Here is a 26701-nt window from a genome sequence, read left to right as displayed (position 1 = left end):
CTACTTCTAACTATCAAAAAACGAGCACTTCCTCAGTTGGAAATGCTCGTTTTCTTATGTTTCCATGGTTTATAATTACAATGAGAAATAGGAAACAGCCTTGAATGGGAAAATCTCCTAGATCTACGACCACAAACTTTTTTATTCTACTGGTTTTGCTTGATTTCCAGTACTTGTTGTAGATTCTGTTGTTTCCTTTTCTAAAGCTGGTTCAGCAGGTTTAGAATCTGTTGCGTTGCTCGGTTTGTTTTCGTCGCTAGCAGTTTCACTGTTAGATTCTGCAGTTGCGTTTGGTTGGTTCTCAGCACTGGTGTTATCACCATTTGCTTCAGCATTTCTTGCTGGACTTGTTTCTTCACTTGCGCTAGCTTTTGACTGGATTTGGTGATTCAAAACTAGAATAGCTTTTGTCAATTCAAGTAAAGCTGCTTTGTCTTTACTCTTAGCAGAAAGTTGATCTAGTAATGCATCCACTTTATCAAAGTCCTCATCAGAACCATTATTACTTTCTAAATAAGAGTGAAGCGATATGAGAATATCGTAGAGTTTTTGATAGAGTACAAGTGTCTGAGGATCTTGTTCAGCATTTTCCTTTTCTTGTTGAAGGGCGCTAGCGATACGAGTCAAAACATCTTTCACCTGGCTGCTTACTTCATCCAAGTCTGCATCAGCCTTGTTTGTAGCAGCTTTGAGATTTTCTACTTCTTCTGCCAAAGATTGTCTGATTCCTTCTTCTTGGATTTGCTCCAAGAGTTGATTTGCCTTGCTCAAGAGACTTTCTACTTCTTCCTTGCTAACATGATTGACATGCTCTTCTTTTTTAAGATCAGGATAAAGATCTTTCAAAAATTCATAAATCGCTTGCTTAGCAGATTGGTTATCAACTGTTTCTTTATCTAAAACTGTTTCATTTACTTTTACAGTAGCTGGCTGATTTTTCAAAGCCTCTTCTACTTCTTGTTTTGTTTGATAAATGCTTGGGAACAGTTTATTCAAGTCCACAGCCTTACGGAAGGATTGAGATTGATATAAAGTAAAAGTCAAATTAGCTACTTTATTACGAAGCTCCTCATTTAAACGACTATCGTTTACATGCTCATAGAAGTACTTGATATATTCCACTGTTGTATCACCAGTACGATCATTAAAGTCTTGAAGAGCTTGAAGTTGTGATTCAACTGCTACTAAAGCAGCTTCATCTTTAGCCAATTTAGCTTCTTGGAGTCGAACGAGAAGGTCTTTTTTAGGAAGTCCATAAGAGTCAGTATCTAGTGTATTGATTTTATCGATCAAGGCCTGATATTTCTTATCTAAAGCACTTGTTTCAACAGGTTTGACACTTTCATCAATATGGATATATTGCTTATCAAAGAGTTCTAATGTCGCAAGATAACCTGCTGTAGAGTTGGTTGCCAGTTTCTTCATGTTCTCAGTAAACTGACCTAAGGCTAACTCAATCTGTCTTTGTTCGATAGGCTTGTCTTTGTAGATACTTCTGCTATCAGCTAGAAGTTGATCTACTTTTTCCAAGACTGCCTTCTCATCAAAAGTTCCAGGTTGGTAGTTGGATTGTAGGGCTGGAATCTTGTTTTTCAAAGCCACTTCATATCCCTTAGTTTGCACCTTGATGTAGTGATTGTGGTCACCATGAGGAATCACAAAACTACCATTTTCTACCTGTAAGCTATACGGAGACACACCATCTCGCAAAGCAGTCGTGTAAAGTTCATTTAGGAAATCAAGTTCTGGATTTCCAGTTTGGAGTGGAAGTCGAACGTGTTCCTTACGAACAGCATATGGGTGGATATGAGTTGGATCGTAGGCTTGGTCTGGATTTCCAAAGACAAAGAATCCGTTTGAAATTCTAATAGCTTCAAGTGGAACTCCGTATGTTTTAGAAATATAAGCAATTTTTTCTTCATCACTAGCATCTCTTGAGAAAGACTCTACCGTTTTAGCAAGAGGTTTTACAGGCTCTGCATCATGATGTGCTTTCAAATGATCCTGTGCGGCCTTAATTTGGTCTGCTGTCAAATCTTTCTTGAAGAAGTAATGATTGTGGTTACCATGAGTCATGACAAAGCCTTGCTCATCCTCACTAATGACACGATCGGCATCAAAACCGTGATCATGGTCTTCCCCATGATGGTGGTCATGCTCATCATCATCGTGATCATCATGGGCTGGACTTGGTGTTGCTGGACTTCCACCTTTCAAGTGATCCTGTGCGGCCTTAATTTGCTCTGGTGTCAAATCTTTCTTGAAGAAGTAATGATTGTGGTTACCATGAGTCATGACAAAGCCTGCCGCATCTTCCGCAATAGTACGATTAGCATCAAAGCCGTGCCCATCTTCTTCATGTTCCTCATGTGAAGTTCCTGGATTGATTGGAAGAGATGGCGAAGGTGTTGCGAGACCATTATTGGGAAGAGTCGGTTGACCAATTTGATTCAACTTAGGAATGTAATGGAAATGATCACCATGTCTTACGATATAAGCTGTTGCTGTTTCCTCAACAATATCTTTTGGATTAAAAATATAGCCATCAGATGTTGAAGAGATAGGCTTATTTGTAAGTAATGAGGCATGATTCAAAGTAGATGGACTACTTGAAAGACTTCCTAGACTAGACGCTACTTCATTAGGTTTTTCATTTGTAGAACCAGTTCCACCGATAGGCACCATTCTGGCAATCTTTTCTTCTAAAGGAGAAAGTTTGCTATAAGGAATAAAGTGATAATGGTCGCCATGCGGAATCGCAACTCCATTTGGTGTACGACTGATAATCTTAGCAGGGTCAAAGACCAAACCATCTGATTCACTGTAACGTTGGTCGCTAGGTAAATCATAGAGTTCTTTCAATAGACTTTGGAGATTTTCATCTTTAGTTGCTGGCTTGCTAGTTGAGCCTTTTGCTACAGATTGCGTGTTATTGTCACTAGCTGCTGAAGAATAGCTTAACTGACTCGGTTGCGTATTTTTACCAGCTAGATGAGCTTTTGCTGCTGCTAATTCACTAGCAGATAAATCACTTTTTGGAATGTAGTGATAGTGACCTCCGTGAGGAACGATATAAGCATCACCCGTATCTTCGATAATATCAGCTGGATTAAAGACATAACCATCATCTGTCGTATAACGTCCCTGAGACCTTGCTACAGCAACATTAGAGTTGACCTTCTCATTATCTTTGGCATGTTCTTGTTTTTGACGATTGATTTCATCCTTGGTTCGAACATTATCAGCATGAGCTGCATCTTTCAGGTAGACATAATATTTTCCATCGACCTTGATGATATAGCCACCCTTGACCTCATTGACAATATCTCCATCCTTAAGTTGGTAGTTTGGATCCTTCATCAAAAGTTCTTCACTAAAGAGGGCATCATAAGGAACTTTCCCATTATAGTAATGATAGTGGTCACCGTGTGACGTCACATAGCCCTGATCTGTAATTTTGATGACAATTTGCTCAGCCTGAATTCCTTCTTTCTGGCTAACCTGATCTGGTGTCAGGTTTTCAGTTTTCTGACTGGACTGACTACCATCCACATAAGAGACACGATTATTGTCCTTATTTTCCTGCGAGCGATGCTGGTTCAGTGCATAAGCACATAGACTCAAGGATACGATAACAGCTGATCCAGCTGCTATATATTTTTTACTGAATTTCATAAATCCCTCATTTCAATAAATGATGAAGCTTTTTCTTAACTTCTTTTTCTCGGTTAAACAATTTTTCTAAACTGGTTATTTAACCATTTAATTAACCAGTAAATAGTTTACCTTTTTTAAGTTTATCTGTCAAGATTTTTATATCATTTTAATTATTGCCTAAATTACCAACCAGCGCCTAAAGACGCTGACTTTCACTTTGCTCAAGCCTTATTGCTCTTGACTCGTCACTTGCATCTTAAAGAAGCTTTAGTATTACTTACTACTATCCCTAAAAGAATCCTCATATTCTTTTACACTTAATTTCTCTAGTACTATATCATGCTTTACTAGTTCTCAAATTTTCATACTCGTGAAGAAATCATTCACTGGATAATTTCAACTCCTTTATAACTACACAAACGATGAAATATTTCGCCTAAACTACTTCGATATTGATTATAGATGACTTTTCGTCTATACTTAGGGGTGAACACAATATGATAGAACAGTGCCACTTTGTGTGCGATAAACTATGAGCCTTTTGTGCCATATTTTTCTCCTTTCGCTTTACAATTGGCTTTAACACCTTTATTGTATCGCGTTCGGAGTTTTTTTGGTATAACCTTCGACGCGCACCCGCATAGTGGGTGGTTTGCCTGTCTCACACCTGACTTAGTGAGACGGACCGAAAGTCACATAATACAAAATATCGCCCCATCCGGAGCGATATGTTTATTTTTTCTTTTTAGATGGTGTGTGGATGGCAATCTTCACTTCAAAGATTGTTCCCTTTGGCTTATTATTTTTAACAGTAATGGTTCCTTTTAGGGCATCTACAATTTGCTTGGCTAGGGATAATCCTAAACCAAAACCACCTTTTTGCCGGGTTCTAGCCTTGTCTACGCGATAAAAACGGTCAAAAATTTTCTTCTTATCTTCTGTCGAAATACCGACTCCATTATCAGAAACCAGTAAATACAGATTGCGATCGGTCGCTGAGATAAGAAAATCAATTTCACCATCCTCTTCAGTATACTTGACAGCATTATCGAAGAGAATCGTCATCAACTGCTTCAAGAGAAGTTGATCCGTCACAATCGGACGATGGATCCGATTTTCAAAACGGAAGACACGATCATTTTCCGAAGCAATCATCTCATAGTTTGTGAAAGTCGTATTGAAAAAACTAGTTGGAACTTCTGCAAGCTCCGGCTTAATCCCATCATCTCTCCGAGCTAAGTTCAGCAAGTTTGTCGTCAAAAACCGCATATTTCGGACTTCTTCCAAACTCGATGCAATGCTTTCGCTCACATCCATAATGGTAGCTTCTGGCTTACGAAAGAGGGTCTCTAGGCGATTTTGCAAAACTGCAAGTGGAGTTCGTAACTCATGACTGGCATTTTCCACAAAGGACTGTTGCTTCTGCATACTCTCAAGCAGAGGACGAACACTGACCCTAGCTAGATAGAGACTGGCAAGCAAAGACAAAATCCAGAAACTAGCCATCACGACCACAATCAATTGCTCATGTTTTTGACTAGCCTGCTCCAACTGACTGGTATTTATCAAGACAGCAGCATACTTGATATTGGTTGAAACCGAACTGATATTGGTTTCCATCAAAATCATGCGATAGATTTCTTCCTGCCCATAGCTATTAAAAACCTTAATTTGATAGATATGGCCTAGTTCTTTCTTTTCTAACTTAATCTTATCCAAGCCCAAAAATCGATTTCCAGAAAGAAGTTGGGTAAAGTTCTTATCAAAGAGAATGACTTCCGTATTGGAACTGACATTGGGTTTCACCTCAGTCTTACTAGTATCTGTAGCGGCATTCTCTAAATCTTTAATCTCTTCTGTTGCCCTATTTACTGCCAGCTGAATAACTGCCTGAGGATTTTCACTCAGTCCGTGGAGCTTATCATCCACCGAAGTATAGAGACTCGAATGCATGACCTGTAAAATAATCAGAGTCATTGTAGAGAAAATCAGAGTGAAGACACCGAAGTTGCGGATAAAATAACTAAAGTCATCCGCATACCATGTTTTTTTTAGTTTACTGAACATCTTTTAAAATATACCCAACACTGCGCAAGGTTTGCAAATTCTCTGCAAAAGTGGTTCCTTTTAATTTCTTACGGACTTTTGAAACATAAACTTCGACAACCGAAATCGTTGTATCACTATCAAATCCCCATAGACGATCAAAAATCTGCGTCTTAGGCAAAATAACATTTTGATTTTGAAGGAAATAAACCAATAAATCGAACTCTTTCCCCAGCAATTCGACAGTAGTATCTTCAACCTTAACGGTATTTGTTGATAAATTGATGAGAATATCTCCATAAGATAGCGTATTTTCATTAAACTTGCCTGAACGTTTGAGAAGAGCCTGAATCCGCATTTTGAGTTCTTCTAGGTAGAATGGCTTGGTCAAATAATCATCCGCTCCCAGTTCAAATCCATGTCCCTTGTCATCCAAACTTTCCTTGGCGGTCATGATCAGAACTGGTGTCGTAATTCCCTTTTCACGCAATTCTTTCAAGACTTGGAAGCCATTTTTTTCTGGTAACATCAAATCGAGCAAAATCAAGTCATAGACACCACTTTCAGCTTCGTAGAGACCTTCTTCCCCATCAAATACCTGCATGACATCCGCAAAATCATCTAAAAAGTCAAATACTGAATTTGACAGGCCTAGGTCATCCTCAACCAATAAGATTTTTATCATGAGAAACTCCTCCTTATTAAAACCATTATACCAAATTTGCCTTAAAAAAAACTCAACTCTCTGAATTTTACATGAGATAGCTGAGTTTTCTTTTTATTTTAGGCTTATTTATGCGTTTCCGTATTGAAGAACGACTGCTTCCACTGCAGCTTTTTCACGGTTAATCAAGTCAACACGCGCTGCAATTTCCTTGATCCCCATACCGATGTTACGGCTAAGAGCAAGGTCAGAAAGTTGTGGCTCAAAGAACTCCTTGTACTCTGCCAAACATTGCTGAGTCTTAAATACGTGTGCAGGAAGGATAACAAAACTATCAAAGCTCATATCTCCTCCAAGGGCTGCCTTAATCCAAGCCCAGTTTTCACGCGCCCAAGACCAAGCTTTTTCCTGAGTTGCTTGATGAGATAGGAAATGATTATACCAAGCTGACAAGTCCTGTGGTTTCACCACAAATTTGTCCTTCCAAGAAGCAATCAAGGTTTGGATATTGTCCGCATCTTTACTATAGGCAAGAGCAGCTGCCAACTGACGTTTAAAGACAGCATCTGTTGCGTGCGTATAAGTGTCAATATAAAGTGCTAACAAGTCTTTAGTCTCATGATGTTTCATCTCATTGATCAGAACTTGTGAGCGAATAGCTGCTGGAAGTCCTGCAAGATTCTCCTTGTGGGCTGCAAAGATTTGACTAGCGACTTGACTAGCTTCTGCAGCATTTGAGCGAATCATCATAGAAACAGCCAACTGACGAACCAATTCATCCTCATCTGATTCGCCATCTTTAGCTTCAAAACCAAGACGGTCATAGTTGTGACGAGCTAATTTAGCAACTAGTGCTTTGAAGGCTGTTTCAGCTTCTGTTCCTTCATCGATAAAGCGCTCAAGGGCCGAAATCACTTGAGAAACAGCTGAAACAACAAGGTAAGATTCTTCCTTAGCAAGTTTATCAAGAACTGGGAGCAAGTCAGCATAAGAAATATGCCCTGCCTCAGCAAGCAAACGACGTTCTTGGACGATTTGCAGTTTACTTGTGTTATCAAGTGTCTCTAGCTCAGCAAGAACAGCATCTAACAAGTCTCCTTGATAGTCTGTAATGTAGTGGGCTGTATTTTCTGTGTTGAGGCGAAGTGCTGTTTTGTTTTCAGCAATAAGGGCTGCGTAGCCAGGGATTTCGATACTTTCAGTTTCAAGTGTATCAGGCAAGCCTTTCCAGTTGCTATTCAGTGGCACAACCCAGAGACGGTTCTTATCTTCGTGCTCACCGATGAAGAATTGTTTTTGTGAAATCTTCAAGACATCATTTTCAACTTTGACAGTGAGAACTGGGTAACCAGGTTGCTCCAACCAAGAATCCATGAAGGCTGCGACATCACGTCCAGACGCTTGTCCAAGGGCATTCCATAGGTCACGACCAATTGTATTGCTGTATTGATGTTTTTCAAAGTAAGCATGCAAACCTTTGGCAAAATCGGCATCACCTAGCCAACGACGAAGCATGTGCATGAGACGGCTTCCTTTGGCATAGACGATAGCTCCGTCAAAGAGGGTATTGATTTCATCTGGGTGTTTAACTTCGACGTGGACAGACTGAACGCCATCAGTAGCGTCACGTTTCAAGGCAGATGGAACACCACCTGTTTGGAAGTCTTCAAAGATATTCCAGCTTGGTTCAATAGCATCCACACAGACATATTCCATCATGTTGGCGAAGCTTTCATTGAGCCAAAGGTCATCCCACCATTTCATAGTTACCAGGTTACCAAACCATTGGTGAGCCAATTCATGTGCCACGACAAGAGCAACTTGTTGACGGCTGGCAAATGTTGAGTTCTCATCCACAACCAAGTAAACTTCACGGTAAGTGACAAGACCCCAGTTTTCCATAGCACCAGCTGAGAAGTCAGGAAGGGCGATGTGGAGAGATTGAGGGATTGGGTACTTGACTCCATAGTAATCTTCGTAAAACTCGATAGAGCGAACGGCAATGTCGAGTGAGAAATCAAGGTTAGATAGTGGGTGAGCTTTGGTTGAGTAGACACCTACAAGAGTACCGTTTTTAGTTTTAGCCGTTACACCTTGCAAATCACCAGCAACAAAGGCTAACAAGTAAGAAGACATGCGAGGTGTTGTCTCAAACTTCCAGATACCTGTTTCCTTACGGTTTTCAACATCGATTTCTGGCATGTTTGACAAGGCCAATTCACCTTCTGCTTGGTCAAAACGAAGAGCGAGATCAAAAGTTGCTTTGGCTTCTGGCTCATCCACACATGGGAAGGCTTCGCGCGCAAAATGGCTCTCGAATTGAGTTGACAATACTTCCTTCTTGACTCCATCAACTGTGTAATAAGAAGGGTAAATCCCTGTCATGTTGTCTGTAATTTTTCCTGAGAAAGCGATAACCACTTCAACTTGACCTGCTTCTGCAAGTTCGATATGAAGAGCTTCATTTTCACTATCGACTGTGAATGGACGAGTTGCCCCTACAACTTCTACAGAAGCGATTTCCAAATCCTTTTGGTGAAGGGAAATACGGTCACTCTGTGCTTGACCAGTGATGGTCACCTTCCCGGAAAAGGTCTTGGTCTCACGACTCAAGTCTAAAAATAAATCATAATGTTCAGGAACAAATTGCTTAATAAAATGTTCAACTGCTTGCATAGTTTTCTCCTATTCTAAGTTTAAGAGCTAGAGCTCTACTTCAAACAAACTTATTATATCATATTTTGCTTGAGAAAAAAGGATTGGACGGTGATTTCCAAAACTTTCTTCCGTCTAACAGTCTACAGAGGGTAGACCTTGCGAAATTCTTCTAAAACAACCTTGCTGTCAGGTGTAAAAGTCAGTCCTGCTTCTCCTAAGCAGTCCATAAAAAAGGCTTCATGAACCTGACGCCAATAGGCTAGGGATTTGTCACCTTCCCCTTCCTTAAAGGCATGTTGTGCAGAAACTTGATTGAAGGGCTGGACAGAAACCTTTGTAATTTCGACAATACAGACAGCTTGATCTTGGCTATTTAAAATGACATCGAAGGTCCCTTCTTGCGGAAGGGGTTCGTCCTCTACTGCGTAGAGGTCGTAGGCTGAAGCCGTTGCTGTCTTTTCTCCTTTTAAAACCAAATCTGCTAAAAGGTCTGGTTCCACTCCAAAAGCCCAGGCATCTATCTCATCTCCAATAGAGGGGTTAATTTTCTTGTATGCATTCCACATTTCCTGCGGTGTCATGGGTTGCTCCTTTGTAATTTTTTACTTTCTTCTTTTATGTGTTTAAGATGGTCTGGATGGTCAATCTCTAAATTAAAAATCTCTGGAATAGAACTATAATGGAGAATACATTTGATATCCATATGATTCATTTTTTGTATGAAAGAATCATTCAGATAGCCTGCTACAGCAAAGTTAATCTCTTTCATCCTTGCTTTATCCTGCATCTGTCTTAGCATATCTAACATTATTGGACTTTCCATATCATGCCATTGACTGTTTCTCACAGTCGCAAAAATAAAAGAAGTCAAATCATTCATTCCAACTACAATCTTTGAAATGCCCGTTTCCAGTATGCTATCTAAGTCAAAATATGCTGACGGTAATTCAATCATCGTGGCAATTTTCCCAGTAAAACCCTGATGACGCAATACTATAATAGCTTGCTTTAACTGATCGGCATCATTGACAAAAGGAAAAATAAGAGACAGATTGGAATTGGTTTGATAAACATCTGTAACGACATTTGCCTCAGCCTGAAATTCATCCGGACACGCCAGTAAACGCCTAGTCCCTCTATATCCAAATAAGGGATGATTTTCATCAAAATACTCTTTAGTCCCCTTTAGACAATTAGCTTCTGTATTCGTTAATTCAGAAAAACGATACCAGACTTCTTCATCTGAGTACAAGGAGCAGATTGTGTCTAGATAATCTTTTACAAATTCCTGACAACTTGGTAATAGGATGTTTTGATTGAGCTCTCTCAAAAAATATTCCCCACGAATCATGCCGACGTGGTGAAATAGTTGAGGATAAATTTTTTCAAGAATTTTTTCGCCACTAAGGGCAAGTTGGTTTTTCATAGCCATTCACCTCGTCTTAAAAGATACAACATCATATATAATTATGTCAAAATTTCCTCTAGTTCAAAAGCTTCATAAGGTTCAGCTAACTCATATCCTAAAAATTCTGCTACTTTTTTGGAAGCCTCATTATGAGCATCCCAAAGTGGAAACATATCTCTATTTAAACTCTCTAGAATCATTGCAGCACCAAGCTTTTTAGCAAATCCATTTCCTTGTTCGTTTGGTCTAGTTGCAACTTCCACTTCAACTGCTTCACGGTAAACTAACCCTGAGGAAATCCCAGCAATCAGTTCATTATTTTTAAGAATCACAAAGCCAAATCCACCTTTTAAAACAAAATCCTGATAGGACTCAAAATCCCCCTGTAAATCTTGTGACCATTCTTCCTCAGAAAAGCAGTTATAAATATGATTATCAATAGGCACAATATTGTAACCTTCCTCTAAATGAGTAACTAGATTATTTAAAAATTCAACTTGAAAATTTGCCTTATCTTTAAAAGAATAGCGAGTAAAAGAATTTAGCCCCACTTTCCGATGCAGAAAATCTTGCCAATTAGTATTTTCTGAAATAATAATCTTATAATCTAAACCATATTTCCTAACAAAATCTTCCCAAAATCTGGAATCCAACTCCCCTGCTAGGTATAGAAAATTCCCAACATCATAAAAGCTTGTTGTCCTATCATTGTTTCGGTAGACAGTTCCAATTTGAGATTTAAGACCATAGAGAACCATATTTTTCTTCCATGTTTTAAATAGTTCCATTATCCCCCTACTTCACCTTCCAATTCATGTAAGAGCTCTTGTCCAGTTCTGGAAATCCTAATAATTCAGACTTAACCTTCAAGACTAATGGCGATGCATTTTCTTCTGTGATCTCTTGAATTGCCTTCCAAACATATCCAAGTGAATCATTCGCACCATCAAACACAGCTTCCGAAATCGTAACTTGAGGTGCACTCTCATTCATTTTAACATCATACAAGGCCATGACATGGTGAACCATAAAATTTTTTAACTCTTCCCTGACGAAAACATCGTAGATTCGAGGATTAGAGTAGCTTCTAACAGTAAATCCCGTCTCTTCCAAAACTTCTCTAATCAGCGTTTCCGTCAGTCCTTCACCAAGTTGCTGACTGCCTCCAGGTAGATCATACCGACGTTGATAAGGGCCTCTCGTTTTTTCAATGCAGAGTAATTTCCCATTTTTAAAGCAAACAGCGTAGACTCCAAAGTGTCTTTTTATTTCCATCAGATCCTCCTACTTCAAAGACCAGCCACCATCTACTGTAAGGATTTGTCCTTGCATGGCACTCGCTTTCTCACTTGCTAAGAAAAGGCTAATTTCTGCTATTTCCTCTGGCTCAATCCAGCGTTTGATTGGCGTTTCACTAGCCACCCAGTCCGCTAAACCACCTGGTTCAAAGTCGGCAGCGGTCATACCCGTCTTGACTGCTCCTGGAGCAATCCCAAAGACCTGAATCCCAGCTTCTGCATAGTCTATAGCCAACTGCTTTGTAAATCCAGCCAAGGCGTGCTTAGAGGAAGTATAGGCATGACCACCTCCACCAGCTAGGCTTGAAGCAATGGAGCACATATTGATAATGATTCCCTCTTTATTCTCTAACATTTGTGTCAAATAATACCGAGTCAACTCAACAGGAGTCAGATAGTTAATTTCAAAAATTTCTTGAATTTCCTGCGCTGTCTGTTCCAAAAGTGGTTTATAATCGTCCAAAATTCCCGCAGTATTGCACAAAACATCAACCTGAGGACACCAGTCAAAAATAGGCTCTAAGTCCAAGGTCAAATCTCTCTGTAAAAAATGGAAATCACCCTGTAATAGTGGATTTTCACCTTGGTCCACTCCGTAGACTTTATAGCCCTCCTCTAAAAAAAGGCGAGCTTGAGCCAATCCGATACCTGAACTTACCCCTGTAATGAGTACACGCCTAGTCATGCACTTCTACCCAATCCGTCGCCAAAACATCACAAGGTGTCGGGCTCCACATAGAAAAACCTTCTCCTTCGCCAGAAACGTTGATTAGGAAGTAAGGCGTCACTTCAAGTGCAACTCCGTTTTGTTCAATAGTGTCAAAAAGTTGGACATAGTTTTCAGCCCCTCCCCAACCAATTCGTACATATTTTTTCTTAGCCTTTAATCCAGGCAGGATCTCTTCAAATGTCATGTTTTTCTCCTTTAATTCTACATTCTTCATTTAATTATAACAAAAAACCGTTGTGCAACGGCTTTTTGAGTCATTTTAAATCAAAATCAATAAGCATTTTATAATTATAGTCATTTAGTTTTAAAAAAGCGTTCCAAACATTCAAAAATATTTGGAACTTCCCTTAATAAATCAGTCACTTTCTTTTTCAAGATAGCCAAGCTTGCTCAATAGGATTCAAATCTGGTAAATAAGGTGGTAAAGGTAAGAAAAAGTGTTTATCTTGAAGGTAAAGTTCATCCAAGATATGCTTGAGATGAAAACTAGCATTGTCCATAACAATGACATGAGGTGTCTTCAAAGCAGGCAGGAGTTGCGTTTTAAACCACTCCACAAAGAAATCGATTGTCATACTTTCCTTGTAAATCATGGGAGCTATAAACTCTCTGTCTACTTGTCCTGCAGCAATTGAAGTCCGCTCAAAACGCCGTCCGCTAATCTTTTCATAGACTTTCTCCCCTCTAGGAGCCCGTGCATAAGAACGATAGAGGTAGCGGTCGATTTCCGTTTCGTCATTATATACGATTGGTAAATCTTTTAGGCTATTCAAAATATCAAGAAACTCAGCGACTTTCTCTAGATCTTGTTCCTTAGAGCTAATCGTCTTTTTTAAAGTGACATGAATTGCTTTAAAGCTGTCCATACTGAAGGAACAGCGCAATCAAAATGTACCGCAATTTCCCGTAAAAAAGCGTCTGGATGAGCCTCTACAAAGGCTTTCAATTCTTCTAAAGGGTTCTTACGCTTTTTACTCTCTAAGTGTCCTTGTTCACGTCTTTCTTTTCCCAAGTGAAGAAAGTTCTGACGCCAACATCAAAAACTTTGGCTGCCTCGACATGGCTGTGGTCCTTTTTGATGTAATCTAAGGCTCCTTGTTTAAAATCTCTACTATATGCCATAGATTTATTAGACCATGCTTATTTTAAACTAAGCAACTATATCATGTCTTGAACTGACTATTTTATATATTGTCTTACTTCGTCTTCACAAAAATATATCAAAAATCAAAAGCGCTTAGGAAAAAACTCCATTTCATGAGAGAATGCAATAAATCTTCCCACAATAAAACGCATAATATCAAGTTTTTTTGAACTCCTGATATCATGCGTTTTTCTGTTCTTAAAATATTTTTTCTCAGTTTCTTGTTGTCACAAGTTCATCTTCAAAGTCCTTGATTTTTAGTAAATCTAAAATCAAATTTTACCCAACTGATCCTTCCATCTCATAGCTAATCAAACGGTTAAGTTCAACTGCGTATTCCATTGGAAGTTCTTTTGTGAAGGGCTCCACAAATCCCATAACTATCATCTCAGTGGCCTCAGATTCTGACAATCCACGGCTCATGAGGTAATAGAGTTGTTCCTCTGAAATCTTAGATACCTTAGCTTCGTGTTCCAAAGCAACTTGCGAATTGTGAATTTCATTAAATGGAATAGTATCTGATGCTGACAAGTCATCCATGATAATGGTATCACACTCAATGTGAGAAACAGATTTCTTAGAGTTCTTGTTAAAGGTTACTTGTCCACGGTAGTCCACCTTTCCTCCGCCTTTAGCGATGGATTTAGACACGATAGACGAGCTTGTATGTGGAGCATTGTGGATCATCTTAGCACCCGTATCTTGGTGTTGCCCTGCATTAGCAAATGCAATCGAAAGCATGGTACCACGCGCCCCTTCTCCATCTAGATAAACAGATGGGTATTTCATAGTTGTCTTGGCACCCAAGTTTCCATCAATCCACTCAACTGTCGCATCTTTCAAGGCTTTGGCACGTTTTGTTACCAAGTTATAAACGTTGTCAGACCAGTTTTGGATGGTTGTATAACGCATATAAGCTCCGTCCAAGGCAAAGATTTCTACGATGGCCGCATGCAAGCTGTTGCTTGAATAAGTTGGCGCTGTACAGCCCTCTACGTAGTGGACACTTGCTCCCTCATCAACGATAATCAAGGTACGTTCAAACTGACCAGTATTTTCGTTGTTGATACGGAAGTAAGTTTGAAGAGGAATATCTACCTTGACCCCTTTTGGTACGTAGATAAAGGTTCCACCTGACCATACTGCTGAGTTGAGGGCAGCCAACTTGTTATCTGTCGGCGGTACCAACTTAGCGAAGTATTGTTTAAACAAGTCTGGGTATTCTTTAAGAGCAGAATCCGTATCTGTAAAGATGATACCTAACTTCTCAAATTCTTCCTTCATGTTGTGGTAAACTACTTCTGACTCGTACTGGGCAGAGGCACCGGCTAGATAGGCACGCTCAGCTTCTGGAATTCCGATACGTTCAAAGGTTTCTTTAATTTTTTCAGGCACATCATCCCAAGAACGAGCTGGCTTATCAGATGGTTTTTGGTAGTAGATCAAGTCATCAAAATCAATCTCTGACAAGTCTGCTCCCCAAGTTTGCATGGGCATTTTTTTAAAGGTTTCATAAGACTTCAAACGGAACTCTAACATCCACTCAGGTTCTCCCTTGGCAGCTGATAGTTCACGAATGACATCTTCATTCAATCCTTTTCCTGTCGATAGGACAGGCTCTACATCATCATGGAAACCAAATTTATATTCACCAAGATCAATTGGTTTTGGTTCTACTCTTTCTTCAGCCATAATATCCTTTCTTTCATTCTTCATTTCTACTGATTCATAAGACAAAAGAAACTTGCCTTAGTTGTTTTCTTGATTTTCAATTGTTTTCTTAAGGGCATTCCAAGCTAGGGTTGCACACTTGATTCGTTGAGGGAATTTGGCAACACCTGACAAGAAAGCTGCATCGCCAAGACTATCTTGTCTGTCATCTTTTTGCCCTTGAACCATTTCAGAAAAAATAGTCGCAAGTTCTAAGATTTCTTGTTTGGTTTTTCCTAAAACTGCGTCCGTCATCATGCTTGCAGAGGCAGTTGAGATAGTACAACCTGAGTTTAGAAAAGCGATATCCTCCAAGCGGTCATCTGCATCAAACTTGACGGAGAGATTGATCACATCCCCACAGGTCGGATTATTGAGACTGATTTGTTCAGCGTCTTCTAACTTCCCTTGGTGATGTGGATTTTTCGAATGGTCCGCTACCACTGCCATATAAAGGCTATCTAGTTTAGAAAGTGCCATTGAAAAACTCCTTTGTCTTTTGTAAGGCATCGACTAGCTTGTCGCAATCTGCCTTGGTATTGTAGATATAAAAACTTGCACGAGCTGTCGCTGGGACATCCAAATACTGAAGCAAGGGTTGCGCACAGTGGTGACCCGCACGAACTGCCACACCTTCATAATCCAAAGCAGTCGCAAGGTCGTGAGGATGAAGATCACCTAGGTTAAAGGCAATGACACCTGACCGTTGAGCCAAGTCCTGTGAACCATAAATGGTCAATCCTTCAATCGCCTGCAGTTTTGGATAGACGTATGCGATCAATTCCTGTTCATGGGCTTCAATGGCATCCATACCAATCTTTTCCAGATAATCAACTGCAGCAGCAAGTCCGATTGCACCAGCCATATTGGGTGTTCCAGCCTCAAATTTCCAAGGTGATTCCTTCCAACTAGCAGATTGCTCATAGACGAAATCAATCATCTCACCACCAAATTCTACTGGTGACATTTGCTCCAGATACTTTTCTTTGCCATAAAGAACACCGATACCAGTCGGACCAGCCATCTTGTGACCCGAAAAGGCGAAGAAGTCCACATCCAAGTCCTGGACATCAATCTTCATATGAGGTGTAGATTGAGCACCATCCACCACCATGATGGCTCCAACTTGGTGGGCCAATTGAGTGATTTCTTTGATTGGATTAACCACTCCAAGAACATTTGAAGCATGGGCAAGCGAAACAAACTTAACTCTATCAGTCAATTTAACTCGCAAGTCATCCATATCCAAGGCACCGTCCCTGAGATAAATATAGACCAGCTCAGCCCCAGTCTTACGACAGGCTTCCTGCCAAGGTATGATATTAGAATGGTGTTCCATGATGGAAATCAAGACCTGGTCTCCCTCAGTCAGAACTTCCTCAGCAAAGCGTGCTACCCAGTTGAGACTGGTTGTCGTTCCTCTGGTAAAGAGAACTTCCTTTGTCGAACCTGCATTGATAAACTTAGCAATGGTTTCACGAGCGGCTTCATAGGATGCTGTCGCCCTTTCTGCCAAGGTATGAACACCACGGTGAACATTGGCATTGTCGTTCTCATAGTAGCGGTTAATCGTCTCCAGAACTGCTAGTGGTTTTTGTGTCGTCGCAGCATTGTCCAGATAGACCAACGGTTCATCGTTGACAATCTGGTCTAAAATTGGAAAATCCTTGCGAATCGTTTCTACATCTAACATCGGCTTCCCCTTAGCGTTTTGACAATTTCTCTTCGATAGTTGCAATCATTTCATCACGAACTTCCTTGACTGGAATCTCCACGATAACAGATCCAAGGAAACCACGAACAACCAAACGTTCTGCAGTTGCCTTGTCCAAGCCACGGCTCATGAGGTAGTACATGTCTTCAGGATCCACTTGACCGATAGAAGCCGCGTGACCTGCAGTAACGTCATTTTCGTCAATCAAAAGAATTGGGTTAGCATCTGAACGAGCCTGGTCTGAAAGCATGAGAACACGGCTCTCTTGTTGCGCATCTGCTCCCTTGGCACCCTTGATAATGTGGCCAATACCATTGAAGGTTAAGGTTGCTTTTTCAAGAATAACTCCATGTTGTAGGATATTTCCGATTGAGTTGCAACCATAGTTAGTCACTCGAGTATCAATACCTTGTACCTGACGGCCACTTGAAAGAGCTACAACCTTGAGATCTGCATGGCTACCGTTACCAATCAAGTCACTATCAAAGTCCGCAACGACGTTCCCTTCGTTCATGACACCGATTGCCCAGTCAATGCTTGCATCGTTACCTAATTTACCACGACGGCTAATGTAAGCAGTGACGTTTTCACCTAGACGGTCGATCGCAGCAAACTTCACTTGAGCTCCAGAACGTGCAATCACTTCTACTGTGATATTAGCAGTTGCTTTGGCACTTCCTTCACCGCGTGACTCTAAACGTTCCAGATAACTAATCTTAGAATTTTTACCAGCGATAATCATAATATGCTTGTTAAACGGCACATCGCTATCGCTGTCTTGATAGAAAATCCCTTCGATTGGTTCAGCAATTTCCACGTTATCAGGAATATAGAGAACAGCACCACTATTGAAATAAGCTGTATGGTAGGCTGCCAACTTATCATCGTCATACTTGACAGATGACATGAAGAATTCCTCAACAAGCTCTGGAATTTCTTCTAAAGCTGAGTGGAAGTCTGTAAAGATGATACCCTGTTCAGCCAACTCAACTGGAATTTGCTCAAAAACAGTTTGCGTTCCTACTTGCACCAACTTCAAGTGGTTATCTAGTGCAGTGAAATCTGGAACATTTGCTGATGGCTCGCTTTCTGTAATCGTCCCATCCCCCAGATTCCAACGGTGGAATTTGACACGCTCAATAACTGGTAATTCTAGACTCTCAATCTTATCAAAAGCTTTTTGACGGAGGTCAGCCAACCAGCTTGGTTCAGCGTGCATTTCTGAAAAAAGTTTAATATTTTCTTTAGTCATTTACTTCTCCTAAAAGATACGAGGGAATTACAATTCTTCCTTGTAGTCGTAACCAAGTTCTTCAGCTAGTTTTGCGTATCCTTCACGTTCCAAACGCGCAGCCAATTCTGGACCACCTGAAAGGACAACACGACCTTCCATCATGACGTGTACCACATCAGGTGTGATGTAGTTCAAAAGACGTTGGTAGTGAGTGATGATCATAGCACCAAAACCTTCACCACGCATGGCATTCACACCTTTCGATACGACTTTAAGAGCATCAATATCAAGACCTGAGTCAATCTCGTCCAAAAGAGCGAAAGTTGGTTCCAACATCAAGAGTTGAAGAATTTCATTACGTTTTTTCTCACCACCAGAGAAACCTTCGTTGAGGTAACGCTCTGCCATTTCTTCTTTCATGTTGAGCAATTCCATTTTTTCATCTAGCTTAGTAATAAACTCACGAACTGAAATCTTCTCATCATCTTCTTTACCAGCATTCATGGCTGCACGAAGAAACTCAGCATTGGTAATTCCAGGAATTTCTGATGGGTATTGCATAGCAAGGAAAAGTCCCATACGCGCACGCTCATCCACTTCCAACTCAAGGATGTTTACGCCATCAAACAAAACTTCACCTTTGGTTACTTCATAGTTTGGATTTCCCATGATAGCGGCAGAAAGAGTCGATTTACCTGTACCATTTGGTCCCATGATAGCGGCAATTTCTCCTGTTTTCAGGGTCAGGTTAACCCCTTTTAAAATTTCTTTTCCTTCAATCTCAACGTGAAGATCTTTGATCTCTAATACTGACATGATAGTTCCTTTCTTTTTCAAGACTTTTACAGTACTTACTAGAAAAACGTCTGATTTCCCCAGAAATAGAGTAAAAGGTCTATAAATATACTTTTATAGTATAACAAAAAAAAGCCTAAAAGGCTTTGATTTTGTCTGGAAGCTGAGGGCTAGTCTTTCCTATTAAAATGCTGATCGATGACATCAACGATTTTGCCCATCACATAACTGACTCGGAAATTTCTAAAGAGCAAAATAGCCCAAAAGGCTGCCATAATATAGCGGCCAGTCATCCAGGCTTCATTGAAAAAATAGGTCTCAGCAGCTGTAAACAGCGCCATAATAATAAATTGTTGTTTATTCATAAACTTATTGTATCATGAATTCTTTCTTTAGTCTTCCTCTACCTTCACCTTATCAGCCAAAAATTCAAATCCTTCTGGAATCAGGCTTTCTTCTGCTTCTTTTTCAGTTTGAGAAGATTTGGCTTTGGCTGAAAAGGCTGCGCGAACTTCTTTCCATTCCTCCATGGAAATAGCTAAAATTTCGGGTGAAAAACCTGCTGCCTGACTGAGAATGTTGCCAAACATAGTGTTGAGATTGTCCCGTTTCATGGTTTGACCAGCATTGAAGTTAGACTCAAAAGCAAGAATAGCATGGTGTTCATTGGCCGCAACCGGTTGAGAACCAACTAGCAGAGCCTTATCAGGACCTCCTAGACTTTCAATCACCTCTCCCCAGGCATTCTGCAAACGAATCAGGTTTTGACGTGCTAAATCAGGATTTTCAACGGCCTCTTGTAAGATAGATTGCACTTTATTTCGATCCACACGATAGACTGTCTTGCCTACTGCTGGACGACTAGGAGCTGGATTTGTTGGCTTGGGCACAGTTCCCACATTTGCGAGTTCTTGTTTGAGACGTGTCACTTCTTGTCTCAGCGAAGCAATTTCATGTTCAACTGCCCCTGATAGAGCTAGTTCAGGCTTAATTTCCGCTAAACGAATGGTCATCATTTCAGCATAAATCTTGGGCTGCAAACTAGACTTAATATCTGCTAAACTCACTGTTGCTAAGCGAATCATTTCAAACAGATTTTCTTGAGGAAGTGCCAAATTTTCTACAAAGACTGGACTATGATGAGTGTTTTCTCCACCTGTTTGAACAATTAACAAGTCTCTGAAATAGTGCAAAAGGTCGGTCACAAAACGGGTCATGCTCTTACCATTGTCAAAGAGAAGATTTAAGCAAGACAAGGCCTTGGGAACATCCTGTTGAGACAAGGCAGCCACATAATCATCCAAGGCTGATAGGCTAATGGTGCCAGTAATTTCTTCAGAGATGGCAGTCGTCAATTCATTTCCCTGTGTCAAACTCAGGGCTTGATCCAAAATAGACAAGGCGTCCCGCATTCCACCTTCCGCTCGTCTGGCAATGATTTCCACAGCCTCTGGTTCAGAACTAATATTTTCTTTTTCTAAGATATAGTGGATATGTTCCTTAATATCCTGTGTCTTAATTGATTTAAACTCAAAACGTTGCACACGGGATAAAATAGTAGCAGGAATCTTGTGCAATTCAGTAGTGGCCAAAATAAAGACTACATTCTGTGTTGGCTCTTCCAGCGTCTTTAGGAGGGCATTAAAAGCCCCTGTAGACAGCATGTGAACCTCATCTATGATATAAACCTTATAACGAGCAAGACTAGGGGCGTAGGTAGATTTATCACGAATTTCACGAATTTCATCCACCCCATTATTAGAGGCCGCATCCATTTCAATGACATCTTCTAAACTACCGTCCGTCACTGCCTGACAAATATAGCAGTTATTACAAGGTTCACCGCCCACTTGATTGGGACAGTTCATAGCCTTAGCAAAAATCTTAGCTACACTGGTTTTTCCCGTTCCACGAGGACCAGAAAAAAGATAAGCATGACTTATTTTTTCTTGTTCCACTGCTTGTTTAAGAGTCTTAGCCACAACTTCTTGACCAACCAACTGGGAGAAGTTTTGACTTCTATATTTTCGATAAAGTGCTTGATACATTAAGATTTTTCCCCAAACATTGTAAAGTCCCATTCCGTCTTTTCAAGCAAAATAGCAACAAATTGTTCCAAATAATCTCGATCCATAGCATCGTAATCCTCAATCTCTGAAGAATCCAAATCCAGAACTCCAAGTAGTTGGCCATTCTTTATCATCGGCACCACAATTTCACTTTTAGCTAGACTGTCACAAGAAATATAGTTGGGATAGGTACTTACATCACCAACCAGGACTGTTTCCTGAAACTCAGCAGCTTCACCACATACGCCCTTGCCTAGTGCAATACGGATACAGGAAACACCTCCTTGGAAGGGACCTAAAACCAATTCCTTTCCATCGAACAAATAAAAACCTGCAAATACGGTATTCGGAAAACGTGATTTTATGAGAGCACTGGCGTTGGAAAGATTAGCCAAAACATTGGTCTCGCCTTCCAATAGGAAGGACAATTCTTCATTTAACATTTGATAACGTGATTGTTTTTCTGATTTTAACATAGAACTATTATATCAAAAAAGGAGCAGAGACAAAAGAAAAATCCCTTGTTTAGTAAACAAAGGATTTTGTGAATTTTCAATTTGATTAAAGTTCGATATCACCAAACAAATCAGCCATTGAGAATCCTGTTTGTGTTTCTGGAAGTTCAAAATCACGTTTTTCTTGACGTTTTGGACGACGTGGACGAGCAGCACGTTTTTCTTCTTTTTGTCCTTCTTCTTGAGCTGGACGCTCTTCAAGAGCTTTGATAGAAAGTGATACGCGCTCTGCATCTGCGTTAACTTCAAGAACTTTAACTTTAACTTCTTGACCAACTTTAAGAGCTTCTTTAGGATTTTCAATACGTTTGTGTGAAATTTGTGATACGTGAACAAGTCCATCGATACCTGGCAATACTTCAACAAATGCACCGAAGTCAGTCAAACGTTTAACTGTTCCTTCTACTACATCACCTTTTGCCAATTTTTGCTCAACGCCATCCCATGGTCCAGGTGTTGTTGCTTTAAGTGAAAGTGATACGCGTCCTTCTTCTTCGTTAAGATCAAGGATTTTCACTTCAATTTCTTCACCAACAGTTACAACTGATTTTGGTGATACGTTACGTTCGTGTGACAATTCAGTCAAGTGAACCAATCCGTCAACACCACCAAGGTCGATGAAAGCACCAAAGCTTGTGATACGTGCAACTTTACCAGTTACAACATCACCAACAGCCAATTTACCAAATACTTCAGCGCGAGCCGCTGCTGTAGCTGCTTCAACAACTTCACGACGTGAAAGGATGAAGCGGTTTTCTTTAGCGTCAACTTCTTTGATTTTAGCCTCAAATTCTTGACCTACAAAACGCTCAGTGTTACGTACGAAACGAGTATCCAACATTGAAGCTGGAATAAATCCACGAACACCTTCAAATTCTACTGAAAGTCCACCTTTAACGGCACGAGTTCCTTTAACAGTAACAACTTCTTCTTCACGACCAACAAGTTTGTCCCATGCTTTGCGAGCTTCAAGGCGTTTTTTAGATACAAGGTATGTAACTGTATCAGTATCTTTACCAACTACTTGACGAAGTACAAGAACATCCAATACTTCTCCTACTTTAACAAAGTCATTGATATCTGCATCGCGATCGTTTGTCAATTCGCGAAGAGTCAAGACACCTTCAACACCAGTTCCAGAGATTGCAACGTTAGCTTGAGTCGCATCAACTGTCAATACTTCAGCACTAACAACATCACCAGTTTCAACTTGGCTAACGCTATTTAGCAAATCTTCAAATTCGTTCATCTAAAAAATCCTCCAACAATCAAGTTTTTCTTAAACTTGACATACTTATAATTTTTTTCCTAAGCACCCGCAAGGACATGTTCATATCATTCACGTCTTTCAATTATAAAAATAAAATACCCTAAGATATTTTGCTTTTTATCTTGATTATTACCTAAGAACTGGGGTAGCTGGATTCGAACCAACGCATGAGGGAGTCAAAGTCCCTTGCCTTACCGCTTGGCTATACCCCATTGATAAAATGGAGAGAGAGGGATTCGAACCCCCGAACCCGAAGGAGCGGATTTACAGTCCGCCGCGTTTAGCCTCTTCGCTATCTCTCCTACAATCAACATGGACTATTATATCATGAAAATTTCAAAAAAACAAGACTTATTTTGCTAAATTATAATTTTCAATCAAAATTTCCACAGCTTTTTCCAATTTTTTATAAAAACTATCGACATTCCCATTCTTTATGATGGCAAATTGTCCATCTAATTCGGCAATTTCTCCGATAACTTTTTTACCAATGGTCAAGGTATAGCCTTCAAAACTGTCTTTTCCTACATTAACTTTGGCATCTGCTACTTGAATTTCGATTTTTTTATCTTTCTTACTCATTTCATACCTCTCTTCACTTTTTCTATTTTACAAGAAAATCCTAAAACTAGCAAGAAAAAACTCTATATCAGGCTTGTCTGACATAGAGTTTTCTGCTTTATTTAATATGCTTTTCTAGTTCTTTTTGGTATTTGCTATTGGATTCCAATTTTTCTTTTTGCCATTTTTTAAGAGCTTCGTCATATTCTTTTGTTGTAACAATATCTTTTTGCAATTTCATTCCTTTAAAGATATATGGGTCACCTTTAATACCAACTTGTGAGTACGGTTTTGAGAATGGCACGACGTTACTTACAACTGGAGAACCACCAGATGAAGCTGTTGGCATCAATAATGAACTATCTGTCAACCAAGCTTGAGCTTTGGCATATTTTTCATATCTCTTCTCTAGGTCAGTGGTCTCAGAAACAGCATCTTCTAACAATTTCTTATATTGATCCAAACCAAGTTTAGCTACAACATCCTTATCTTTTCCTTTTGTAATACCAAGGTGTTTCATGGCAGAACCAGATTTTGGATCCATAATATTCAAGTAAGACGCTGGATCTTGATAGCTTGGAGCCCATCCTGTACTGTTCAAATCATAGTCTTTTTGAGAAGGAACACGCGCTTGTGATGTAATCGTTTCTTTTTCATTATCTGTCATTTGAAGTACATCGATGACAACATTTTCAGCACCAAGAGTTGATTCAATAGACTGTTTGAAAGAGTTGCTTTGTTGAACGGCGATAGTATCTGTTTGTTCAACCGGGACATCCAAGTGAATTGGGAAGGTTACCCCTTTAGATTCCAAGTCTTTCTTAGCTTTTTCGAAAGCAACTTTAGCCTTTTCAGGGTTGTAGATAGAATCTTTACCGTCAACTAGCTCAACACCTTTCCATTGGTCACCATAGTTCACCAACTCTGCTTGAGCGATTTGACCAAAGTTCTTACCACCAGCTTGCACAAAGTTATCTGGAACAAGGCTGTTACGAATAATCTTGTCCGCACCATCTTCACCGTTTAGCTGGGCAGCATACGAATGACGGTTGAAGGCAAAGTTGATAGCCTGACGGAAGTCCTTATTAAGCATAGCTTCTTTTGTAGAAGTCTTTTGCTCTTCGCTTGTTTTCGCAGTTTTATTGTATGACTGACGATTTACGTTAAAAGTAAAGTAATAACTACTTGAATCTTGCGGGCTATAAGTGATTTTATCTCCGTATTGTTCCAAAGTTGAAGCAAAGTTTGAGCTGCTTGGGAAGAGACGGGCTGTCGTATAAGCACCAGAGGAGAAGCTACGGATCAAAGACTCCTGATCTGAGCCATCGTAGTAGGTCAATTTAATCTTCTCAATTTTAACATTTTCTTTATCCCAGTAATTTGGATTTTTTTCATATTCAATCAACGATTTAGAAGTCAATGTTTTTAAGAAATAAGGACCATTGTAGAGAATACCTGCTGGGCTAACCTCTCCGTAATTCTTTCCTGATGCCTTTAAAAACTCTTCATTTACAGGCAACATCGTCGCTGTTGTAACTTTTGAATTCCAGAAACTTTCTGGCGCATTCAATGTATACTCAACTGTGTAGTCATCCAAAGCTTTAACGCCAACTGTAGAGAAATCATTGGTTTCACCAGTCATATAGGCGTCCAAGCCTTTGATTGAATTTTGGATGAGAGAGACACCGTCTGACTTACCATCAGCCACGTGTTTTAGTCCTGTCACAAAGTCATGGGCTGTTACTTCTGCGTATTCTTCGCCTTCTGATGTGTACCATTTCACTCCTTTACGAAGTTTATAGGTATAAGTCAATCCATCTTTTGAGACAGACCAATCCTCAGCCAAAGAAGGAATAACATTACCATATTTATCATTTTCCATCAAACCATCAACGACATTCCCGATAATATCTGTTGTGGATGTACGCGTTGCTATGCTGTAGTCCAAGGATGCTGGATCCACTGCATAAACATAAGAAAATGTTGTCGGAGCATCGGCTTCTTTATCAGCTTTTCCACAGGCTGCTAAAAGAGCTGTTGTGCTTAGGATAAGTCCTGTTGTTAAAATCCACTTTTTCGATTTCATAAAAATCTCCCTTAATATATTTTTAATCTACTTTTACAATCCAACCTTCTGGCGCTGGAATATCACCAAACTGAATTCCTGTCAGTTCATCATAGAGTTTACGAGTCACAGGTCCTACTTCTGTTTCACTATAGAATACATGAAAATCATCACCGTGCTGAATTCCACCGATTGGTGAAATAACCGCTGCGGTACCACAGGCACCCGCCTCTACAAAACGGTCAAGGTTATCAATTGGAACATCACCCTCAATAGGAGTTAAACCCAAGCGATGTTCTGCCAAATAAAGCAAGGAATACTTGGTAATAGATGGCAAGATAGATGGACTCAATGGCGTTACAAATTCATTATCAGCTGTGATTCCAAAGAAGTTAGCTGATCCGACTTCTTCAATCTTTGTATGAGTTGAAGGGTCTAGGTAAATAACATCTGAGAAATGACGTGACTTGGCCAATTTCCCTGGCAAGAGACTGGCAGCATAGTTTCCACCAACCTTAGCTGCACCTGTACCATTTGGAGCTGCACGGTCGTATTCATCCTGAATCAAGAAGTTGGTTGGGACCAAACCACCTTTAAAGTAATTTCCAACTGGCATAGCAAATATGGTGAAAATGTACTCTTCTGCTGGTTTTACCCCAATAATATCTCCGACACCAATCAAAAGAGGACGAAGATAGAGGGTTCCACCTGTTCCGTACGGTGGTACGTATTCTTCATTGGCACGAACAACTGCTTTACAAGCTTCTACAAACATTTCTGTCGGAACTTGTGGCATCAAGAGACGGTCACATGTCCGTTGCAGGCGTTTAGCATTTTCATCAGGACGGAACAGTTGAATACTGCCATCCTTAGTACGATAAGCTTTCAAACCTTCAAATGCTTGTTGTCCATAGTGGAGACTTGGAGAAGACTCTGAAATATGCAAAGTTGCATCCTCTGTAAGCTCTCCTTGATTCCATTGTCCATTTTTAAAATGAGCAATATAGCGATAAGGTAATTTCATATAGGAAAAACCAAGGTTTTCCCAATCAATCGTTACTGTCATATTCCACTCCTTATTCTAAAAACCTATTTCTTATATTCTACACTATTTTTCTAAAATAGCAAGTATATTTTGTAATTTTCAGAAAATTTCTTCAATA

Annotated in this window: 22 protein-coding genes, 2 tRNA genes and 2 pseudogenes; all 26 read right to left on the bottom strand. The window is 40.0% G+C overall.

Annotated elements, in window-relative coordinates:
* Nucleotides 1–141 precede the first annotated feature (141 nt).
* Complete coding sequence (locus HT724_RS03190; RefSeq protein ID WP_173276263.1) at nucleotides 142–3675, bottom strand: pneumococcal-type histidine triad protein; 3534 nt, start codon at nucleotides 3673–3675, stop codon at nucleotides 142–144.
* A gap of 368 nt (nucleotides 3676–4043) precedes the next feature.
* Nucleotides 4044–4207, bottom strand: a pseudogene (locus tag HT724_RS10190) (transposase); the annotation flags it as partial.
* A 182-nt stretch (nucleotides 4208–4389) separates the two neighbouring features.
* Nucleotides 4390–5724 carry a two-component system sensor histidine kinase CiaH gene (gene ciaH, locus HT724_RS03180; RefSeq protein ID WP_173276264.1) on the bottom strand — a complete coding sequence of 445 codons (1335 nt, stop codon included), beginning with the start codon at nucleotides 5722–5724 and terminating at the stop codon, nucleotides 4390–4392.
* Nucleotides 5714–6388 (bottom strand): two-component system response regulator CiaR, encoded by a 675-nt coding sequence (gene ciaR / locus HT724_RS03175; RefSeq protein ID WP_000590628.1) that lies wholly within the window; start codon nucleotides 6386–6388, stop codon nucleotides 5714–5716. The genes ciaH and ciaR overlap by 11 nt, the downstream gene beginning before the upstream one ends.
* Nucleotides 6389–6496: 108 nt before the next feature.
* The gene (locus tag HT724_RS03170; RefSeq protein ID WP_173276265.1) at nucleotides 6497–9043 is read right to left on the bottom strand and encodes a M1 family metallopeptidase; all 2547 of its coding nucleotides are present in this window, start codon (nucleotides 9041–9043) and stop codon (nucleotides 6497–6499) included.
* 122 nt (nucleotides 9044–9165) lie between these two features.
* Entirely contained in the window at nucleotides 9166–9606 is a 441-nt protein-coding gene (locus tag HT724_RS03165; RefSeq protein ID WP_173276266.1) for an ASCH domain-containing protein, read from the bottom strand.
* The gene (locus tag HT724_RS03160; RefSeq protein ID WP_173276267.1) at nucleotides 9603–10451 is read right to left on the bottom strand and encodes a putative PEP-binding protein; all 849 of its coding nucleotides are present in this window, start codon (nucleotides 10449–10451) and stop codon (nucleotides 9603–9605) included. Before HT724_RS03160 ends, HT724_RS03165 begins: the two co-directional genes overlap by 4 nt.
* 41 nt (nucleotides 10452–10492) lie before the next feature.
* Complete coding sequence (locus HT724_RS03155; RefSeq protein ID WP_173276268.1) at nucleotides 10493–11221, bottom strand: GNAT family N-acetyltransferase; 729 nt, start codon at nucleotides 11219–11221, stop codon at nucleotides 10493–10495.
* Nucleotides 11222–11228: 7 nt separating this feature from the next.
* Entirely contained in the window at nucleotides 11229–11708 is a 480-nt protein-coding gene (locus tag HT724_RS03150) for an NUDIX hydrolase (RefSeq protein WP_173276269.1), read from the bottom strand.
* A gap of 9 nt (nucleotides 11709–11717) precedes the next feature.
* A complete protein-coding gene (locus tag HT724_RS03145) occupies nucleotides 11718–12416 on the bottom strand; it encodes a 3-oxoacyl-ACP reductase (RefSeq protein WP_173276270.1) in 699 nt (232 codons plus the stop codon).
* The gene (locus HT724_RS03140) at nucleotides 12409–12645 is read right to left on the bottom strand and encodes a DUF2829 domain-containing protein (protein WP_000141907.1); all 237 of its coding nucleotides are present in this window, start codon (nucleotides 12643–12645) and stop codon (nucleotides 12409–12411) included. Before HT724_RS03140 ends, HT724_RS03145 begins: the two co-directional genes overlap by 8 nt.
* A 110-nt stretch (nucleotides 12646–12755) precedes the next feature.
* Nucleotides 12756–13583: pseudogene (locus HT724_RS10185) on the bottom strand (IS630 family transposase).
* 301 nt (nucleotides 13584–13884) lie between these two features.
* Entirely contained in the window at nucleotides 13885–15297 is a 1413-nt protein-coding gene (gene sufB / locus HT724_RS03120) for a Fe-S cluster assembly protein SufB (RefSeq protein WP_000797046.1), read from the bottom strand.
* Between the two features lie 57 nt (nucleotides 15298–15354).
* A complete protein-coding gene (gene sufU / locus HT724_RS03115; RefSeq protein ID WP_173276274.1) occupies nucleotides 15355–15795 on the bottom strand; it encodes a Fe-S cluster assembly sulfur transfer protein SufU in 441 nt (146 codons plus the stop codon).
* Nucleotides 15782–17008, bottom strand: a complete 1227-nt coding sequence (locus tag HT724_RS03110; RefSeq protein WP_173276275.1) for a cysteine desulfurase — start codon at nucleotides 17006–17008, stop codon at nucleotides 15782–15784. The genes sufU and HT724_RS03110 overlap by 14 nt, the downstream gene beginning before the upstream one ends.
* A 10-nt stretch (nucleotides 17009–17018) precedes the next feature.
* A complete protein-coding gene (gene sufD, locus HT724_RS03105; RefSeq protein WP_173276276.1) occupies nucleotides 17019–18281 on the bottom strand; it encodes a Fe-S cluster assembly protein SufD in 1263 nt (420 codons plus the stop codon).
* Between the two features lie 27 nt (nucleotides 18282–18308).
* Nucleotides 18309–19079 (bottom strand): Fe-S cluster assembly ATPase SufC, encoded by a 771-nt coding sequence (gene sufC / locus HT724_RS03100; protein WP_000114489.1) that lies wholly within the window; start codon nucleotides 19077–19079, stop codon nucleotides 18309–18311.
* A gap of 149 nt (nucleotides 19080–19228) precedes the next feature.
* Complete coding sequence (locus HT724_RS03095) at nucleotides 19229–19423, bottom strand: DUF3272 domain-containing protein (RefSeq protein WP_001041547.1); 195 nt, start codon at nucleotides 19421–19423, stop codon at nucleotides 19229–19231.
* A 27-nt stretch (nucleotides 19424–19450) separates the two neighbouring features.
* Nucleotides 19451–21106, bottom strand: a complete 1656-nt coding sequence (gene dnaX / locus HT724_RS03090) for a DNA polymerase III subunit gamma/tau (RefSeq protein ID WP_173276277.1) — start codon at nucleotides 21104–21106, stop codon at nucleotides 19451–19453.
* Nucleotides 21106–21603, bottom strand: a complete 498-nt coding sequence (locus HT724_RS03085) for a GAF domain-containing protein (protein ID WP_023932849.1) — start codon at nucleotides 21601–21603, stop codon at nucleotides 21106–21108. Before HT724_RS03085 ends, dnaX begins: the two co-directional genes overlap by 1 nt.
* An 85-nt stretch (nucleotides 21604–21688) precedes the next feature.
* Nucleotides 21689–22891: a 30S ribosomal protein S1 gene (gene rpsA / locus HT724_RS03080; RefSeq protein WP_061439368.1), complete on the bottom strand. Its 1203-nt coding sequence runs from the start codon at nucleotides 22889–22891 to the stop codon at nucleotides 21689–21691.
* A gap of 161 nt (nucleotides 22892–23052) precedes the next feature.
* Nucleotides 23053–23124 (bottom strand) — tRNA-Gln (locus tag HT724_RS03075).
* 9 nt (nucleotides 23125–23133) lie between these two features.
* Nucleotides 23134–23214: transfer RNA gene (locus tag HT724_RS03070), tRNA-Tyr, on the bottom strand.
* Between the two features lie 49 nt (nucleotides 23215–23263).
* A complete protein-coding gene (locus HT724_RS03065; protein WP_000037113.1) occupies nucleotides 23264–23494 on the bottom strand; it encodes a DUF2969 domain-containing protein in 231 nt (76 codons plus the stop codon).
* 97 nt (nucleotides 23495–23591) lie between these two features.
* On the bottom strand, nucleotides 23592–25559 hold the full coding sequence (locus HT724_RS03060; protein WP_173276278.1) for a peptide ABC transporter substrate-binding protein: 1968 nt from the start codon (nucleotides 25557–25559) through the stop codon (nucleotides 23592–23594).
* Nucleotides 25560–25581: 22 nt separating this feature from the next.
* Nucleotides 25582–26604, bottom strand: a complete 1023-nt coding sequence (locus HT724_RS03055; RefSeq protein ID WP_120007866.1) for a branched-chain amino acid aminotransferase — start codon at nucleotides 26602–26604, stop codon at nucleotides 25582–25584.
* Between the last annotated feature and the right edge of the window lie 97 nt (nucleotides 26605–26701).

This window comes from Streptococcus sp. k-402 (genome assembly GCF_013277515.1).
In the GTDB taxonomy this organism is placed as follows: domain Bacteria; phylum Bacillota; class Bacilli; order Lactobacillales; family Streptococcaceae; genus Streptococcus.
The sequence above is the reverse complement of the archived record's forward strand: the minus strand, read 5'-3'. Positions and strand labels throughout refer to the sequence as shown.

Coding starts and splice junctions, on each gene's coding strand:
- HT724_RS03065 (WP_000037113.1), bottom strand. CDS start 23,494: ATGAGTAAGAAAGATAAAAAAATCGAAATTCAAGTAGCAGATGCCAAA.
- HT724_RS03085 (WP_023932849.1), bottom strand. CDS start 21,603: ATGTTAAAATCAGAAAAACAATCACGTTATCAAATGTTAAATGAAGAA.
- HT724_RS03165 (WP_173276266.1), bottom strand. CDS start 9,606: ATGACACCGCAGGAAATGTGGAATGCATACAAGAAAATTAACCCCTCT.
- HT724_RS03190 (WP_173276263.1), bottom strand. CDS start 3,675: ATGAAATTCAGTAAAAAATATATAGCAGCTGGATCAGCTGTTATCGTA.
- rpsA (WP_061439368.1), bottom strand. CDS start 22,891: ATGAACGAATTTGAAGATTTGCTAAATAGCGTTAGCCAAGTTGAAACT.
- HT724_RS03095 (WP_001041547.1), bottom strand. CDS start 19,423: ATGAATAAACAACAATTTATTATTATGGCGCTGTTTACAGCTGCTGAG.
- HT724_RS03170 (WP_173276265.1), bottom strand. CDS start 9,043: ATGCAAGCAGTTGAACATTTTATTAAGCAATTTGTTCCTGAACATTAT.
- HT724_RS03145 (WP_173276270.1), bottom strand. CDS start 12,416: ATGACTAGGCGTGTACTCATTACAGGGGTAAGTTCAGGTATCGGATTG.
- HT724_RS03160 (WP_173276267.1), bottom strand. CDS start 10,451: ATGAAAAACCAACTTGCCCTTAGTGGCGAAAAAATTCTTGAAAAAATT.
- HT724_RS03060 (WP_173276278.1), bottom strand. CDS start 25,559: ATGAAATCGAAAAAGTGGATTTTAACAACAGGACTTATCCTAAGCACA.
- ciaH (WP_173276264.1), bottom strand. CDS start 5,724: ATGTTCAGTAAACTAAAAAAAACATGGTATGCGGATGACTTTAGTTAT.
- sufB (WP_000797046.1), bottom strand. CDS start 15,297: ATGGCTGAAGAAAGAGTAGAACCAAAACCAATTGATCTTGGTGAATAT.
- sufC (WP_000114489.1), bottom strand. CDS start 19,079: ATGTCAGTATTAGAGATCAAAGATCTTCACGTTGAGATTGAAGGAAAA.
- HT724_RS03140 (WP_000141907.1), bottom strand. CDS start 12,645: ATGACATTTGAAGAGATCCTGCCTGGATTAAAGGCTAAGAAAAAATAT.
- HT724_RS03055 (WP_120007866.1), bottom strand. CDS start 26,604: ATGACAGTAACGATTGATTGGGAAAACCTTGGTTTTTCCTATATGAAA.
- HT724_RS03150 (WP_173276269.1), bottom strand. CDS start 11,708: ATGGAAATAAAAAGACACTTTGGAGTCTACGCTGTTTGCTTTAAAAAT.
- dnaX (WP_173276277.1), bottom strand. CDS start 21,106: ATGTATCAAGCACTTTATCGAAAATATAGAAGTCAAAACTTCTCCCAG.
- sufU (WP_173276274.1), bottom strand. CDS start 15,795: ATGGCACTTTCTAAACTAGATAGCCTTTATATGGCAGTGGTAGCGGAC.
- HT724_RS03155 (WP_173276268.1), bottom strand. CDS start 11,221: ATGGAACTATTTAAAACATGGAAGAAAAATATGGTTCTCTATGGTCTT.
- sufD (WP_173276276.1), bottom strand. CDS start 18,281: ATGACTAAAGAAAATATTAAACTTTTTTCAGAAATGCACGCTGAACCA.
- ciaR (WP_000590628.1), bottom strand. CDS start 6,388: ATGATAAAAATCTTATTGGTTGAGGATGACCTAGGCCTGTCAAATTCA.
- HT724_RS03110 (WP_173276275.1), bottom strand. CDS start 17,008: ATGTTAGATGTAGAAACGATTCGCAAGGATTTTCCAATTTTAGACCAG.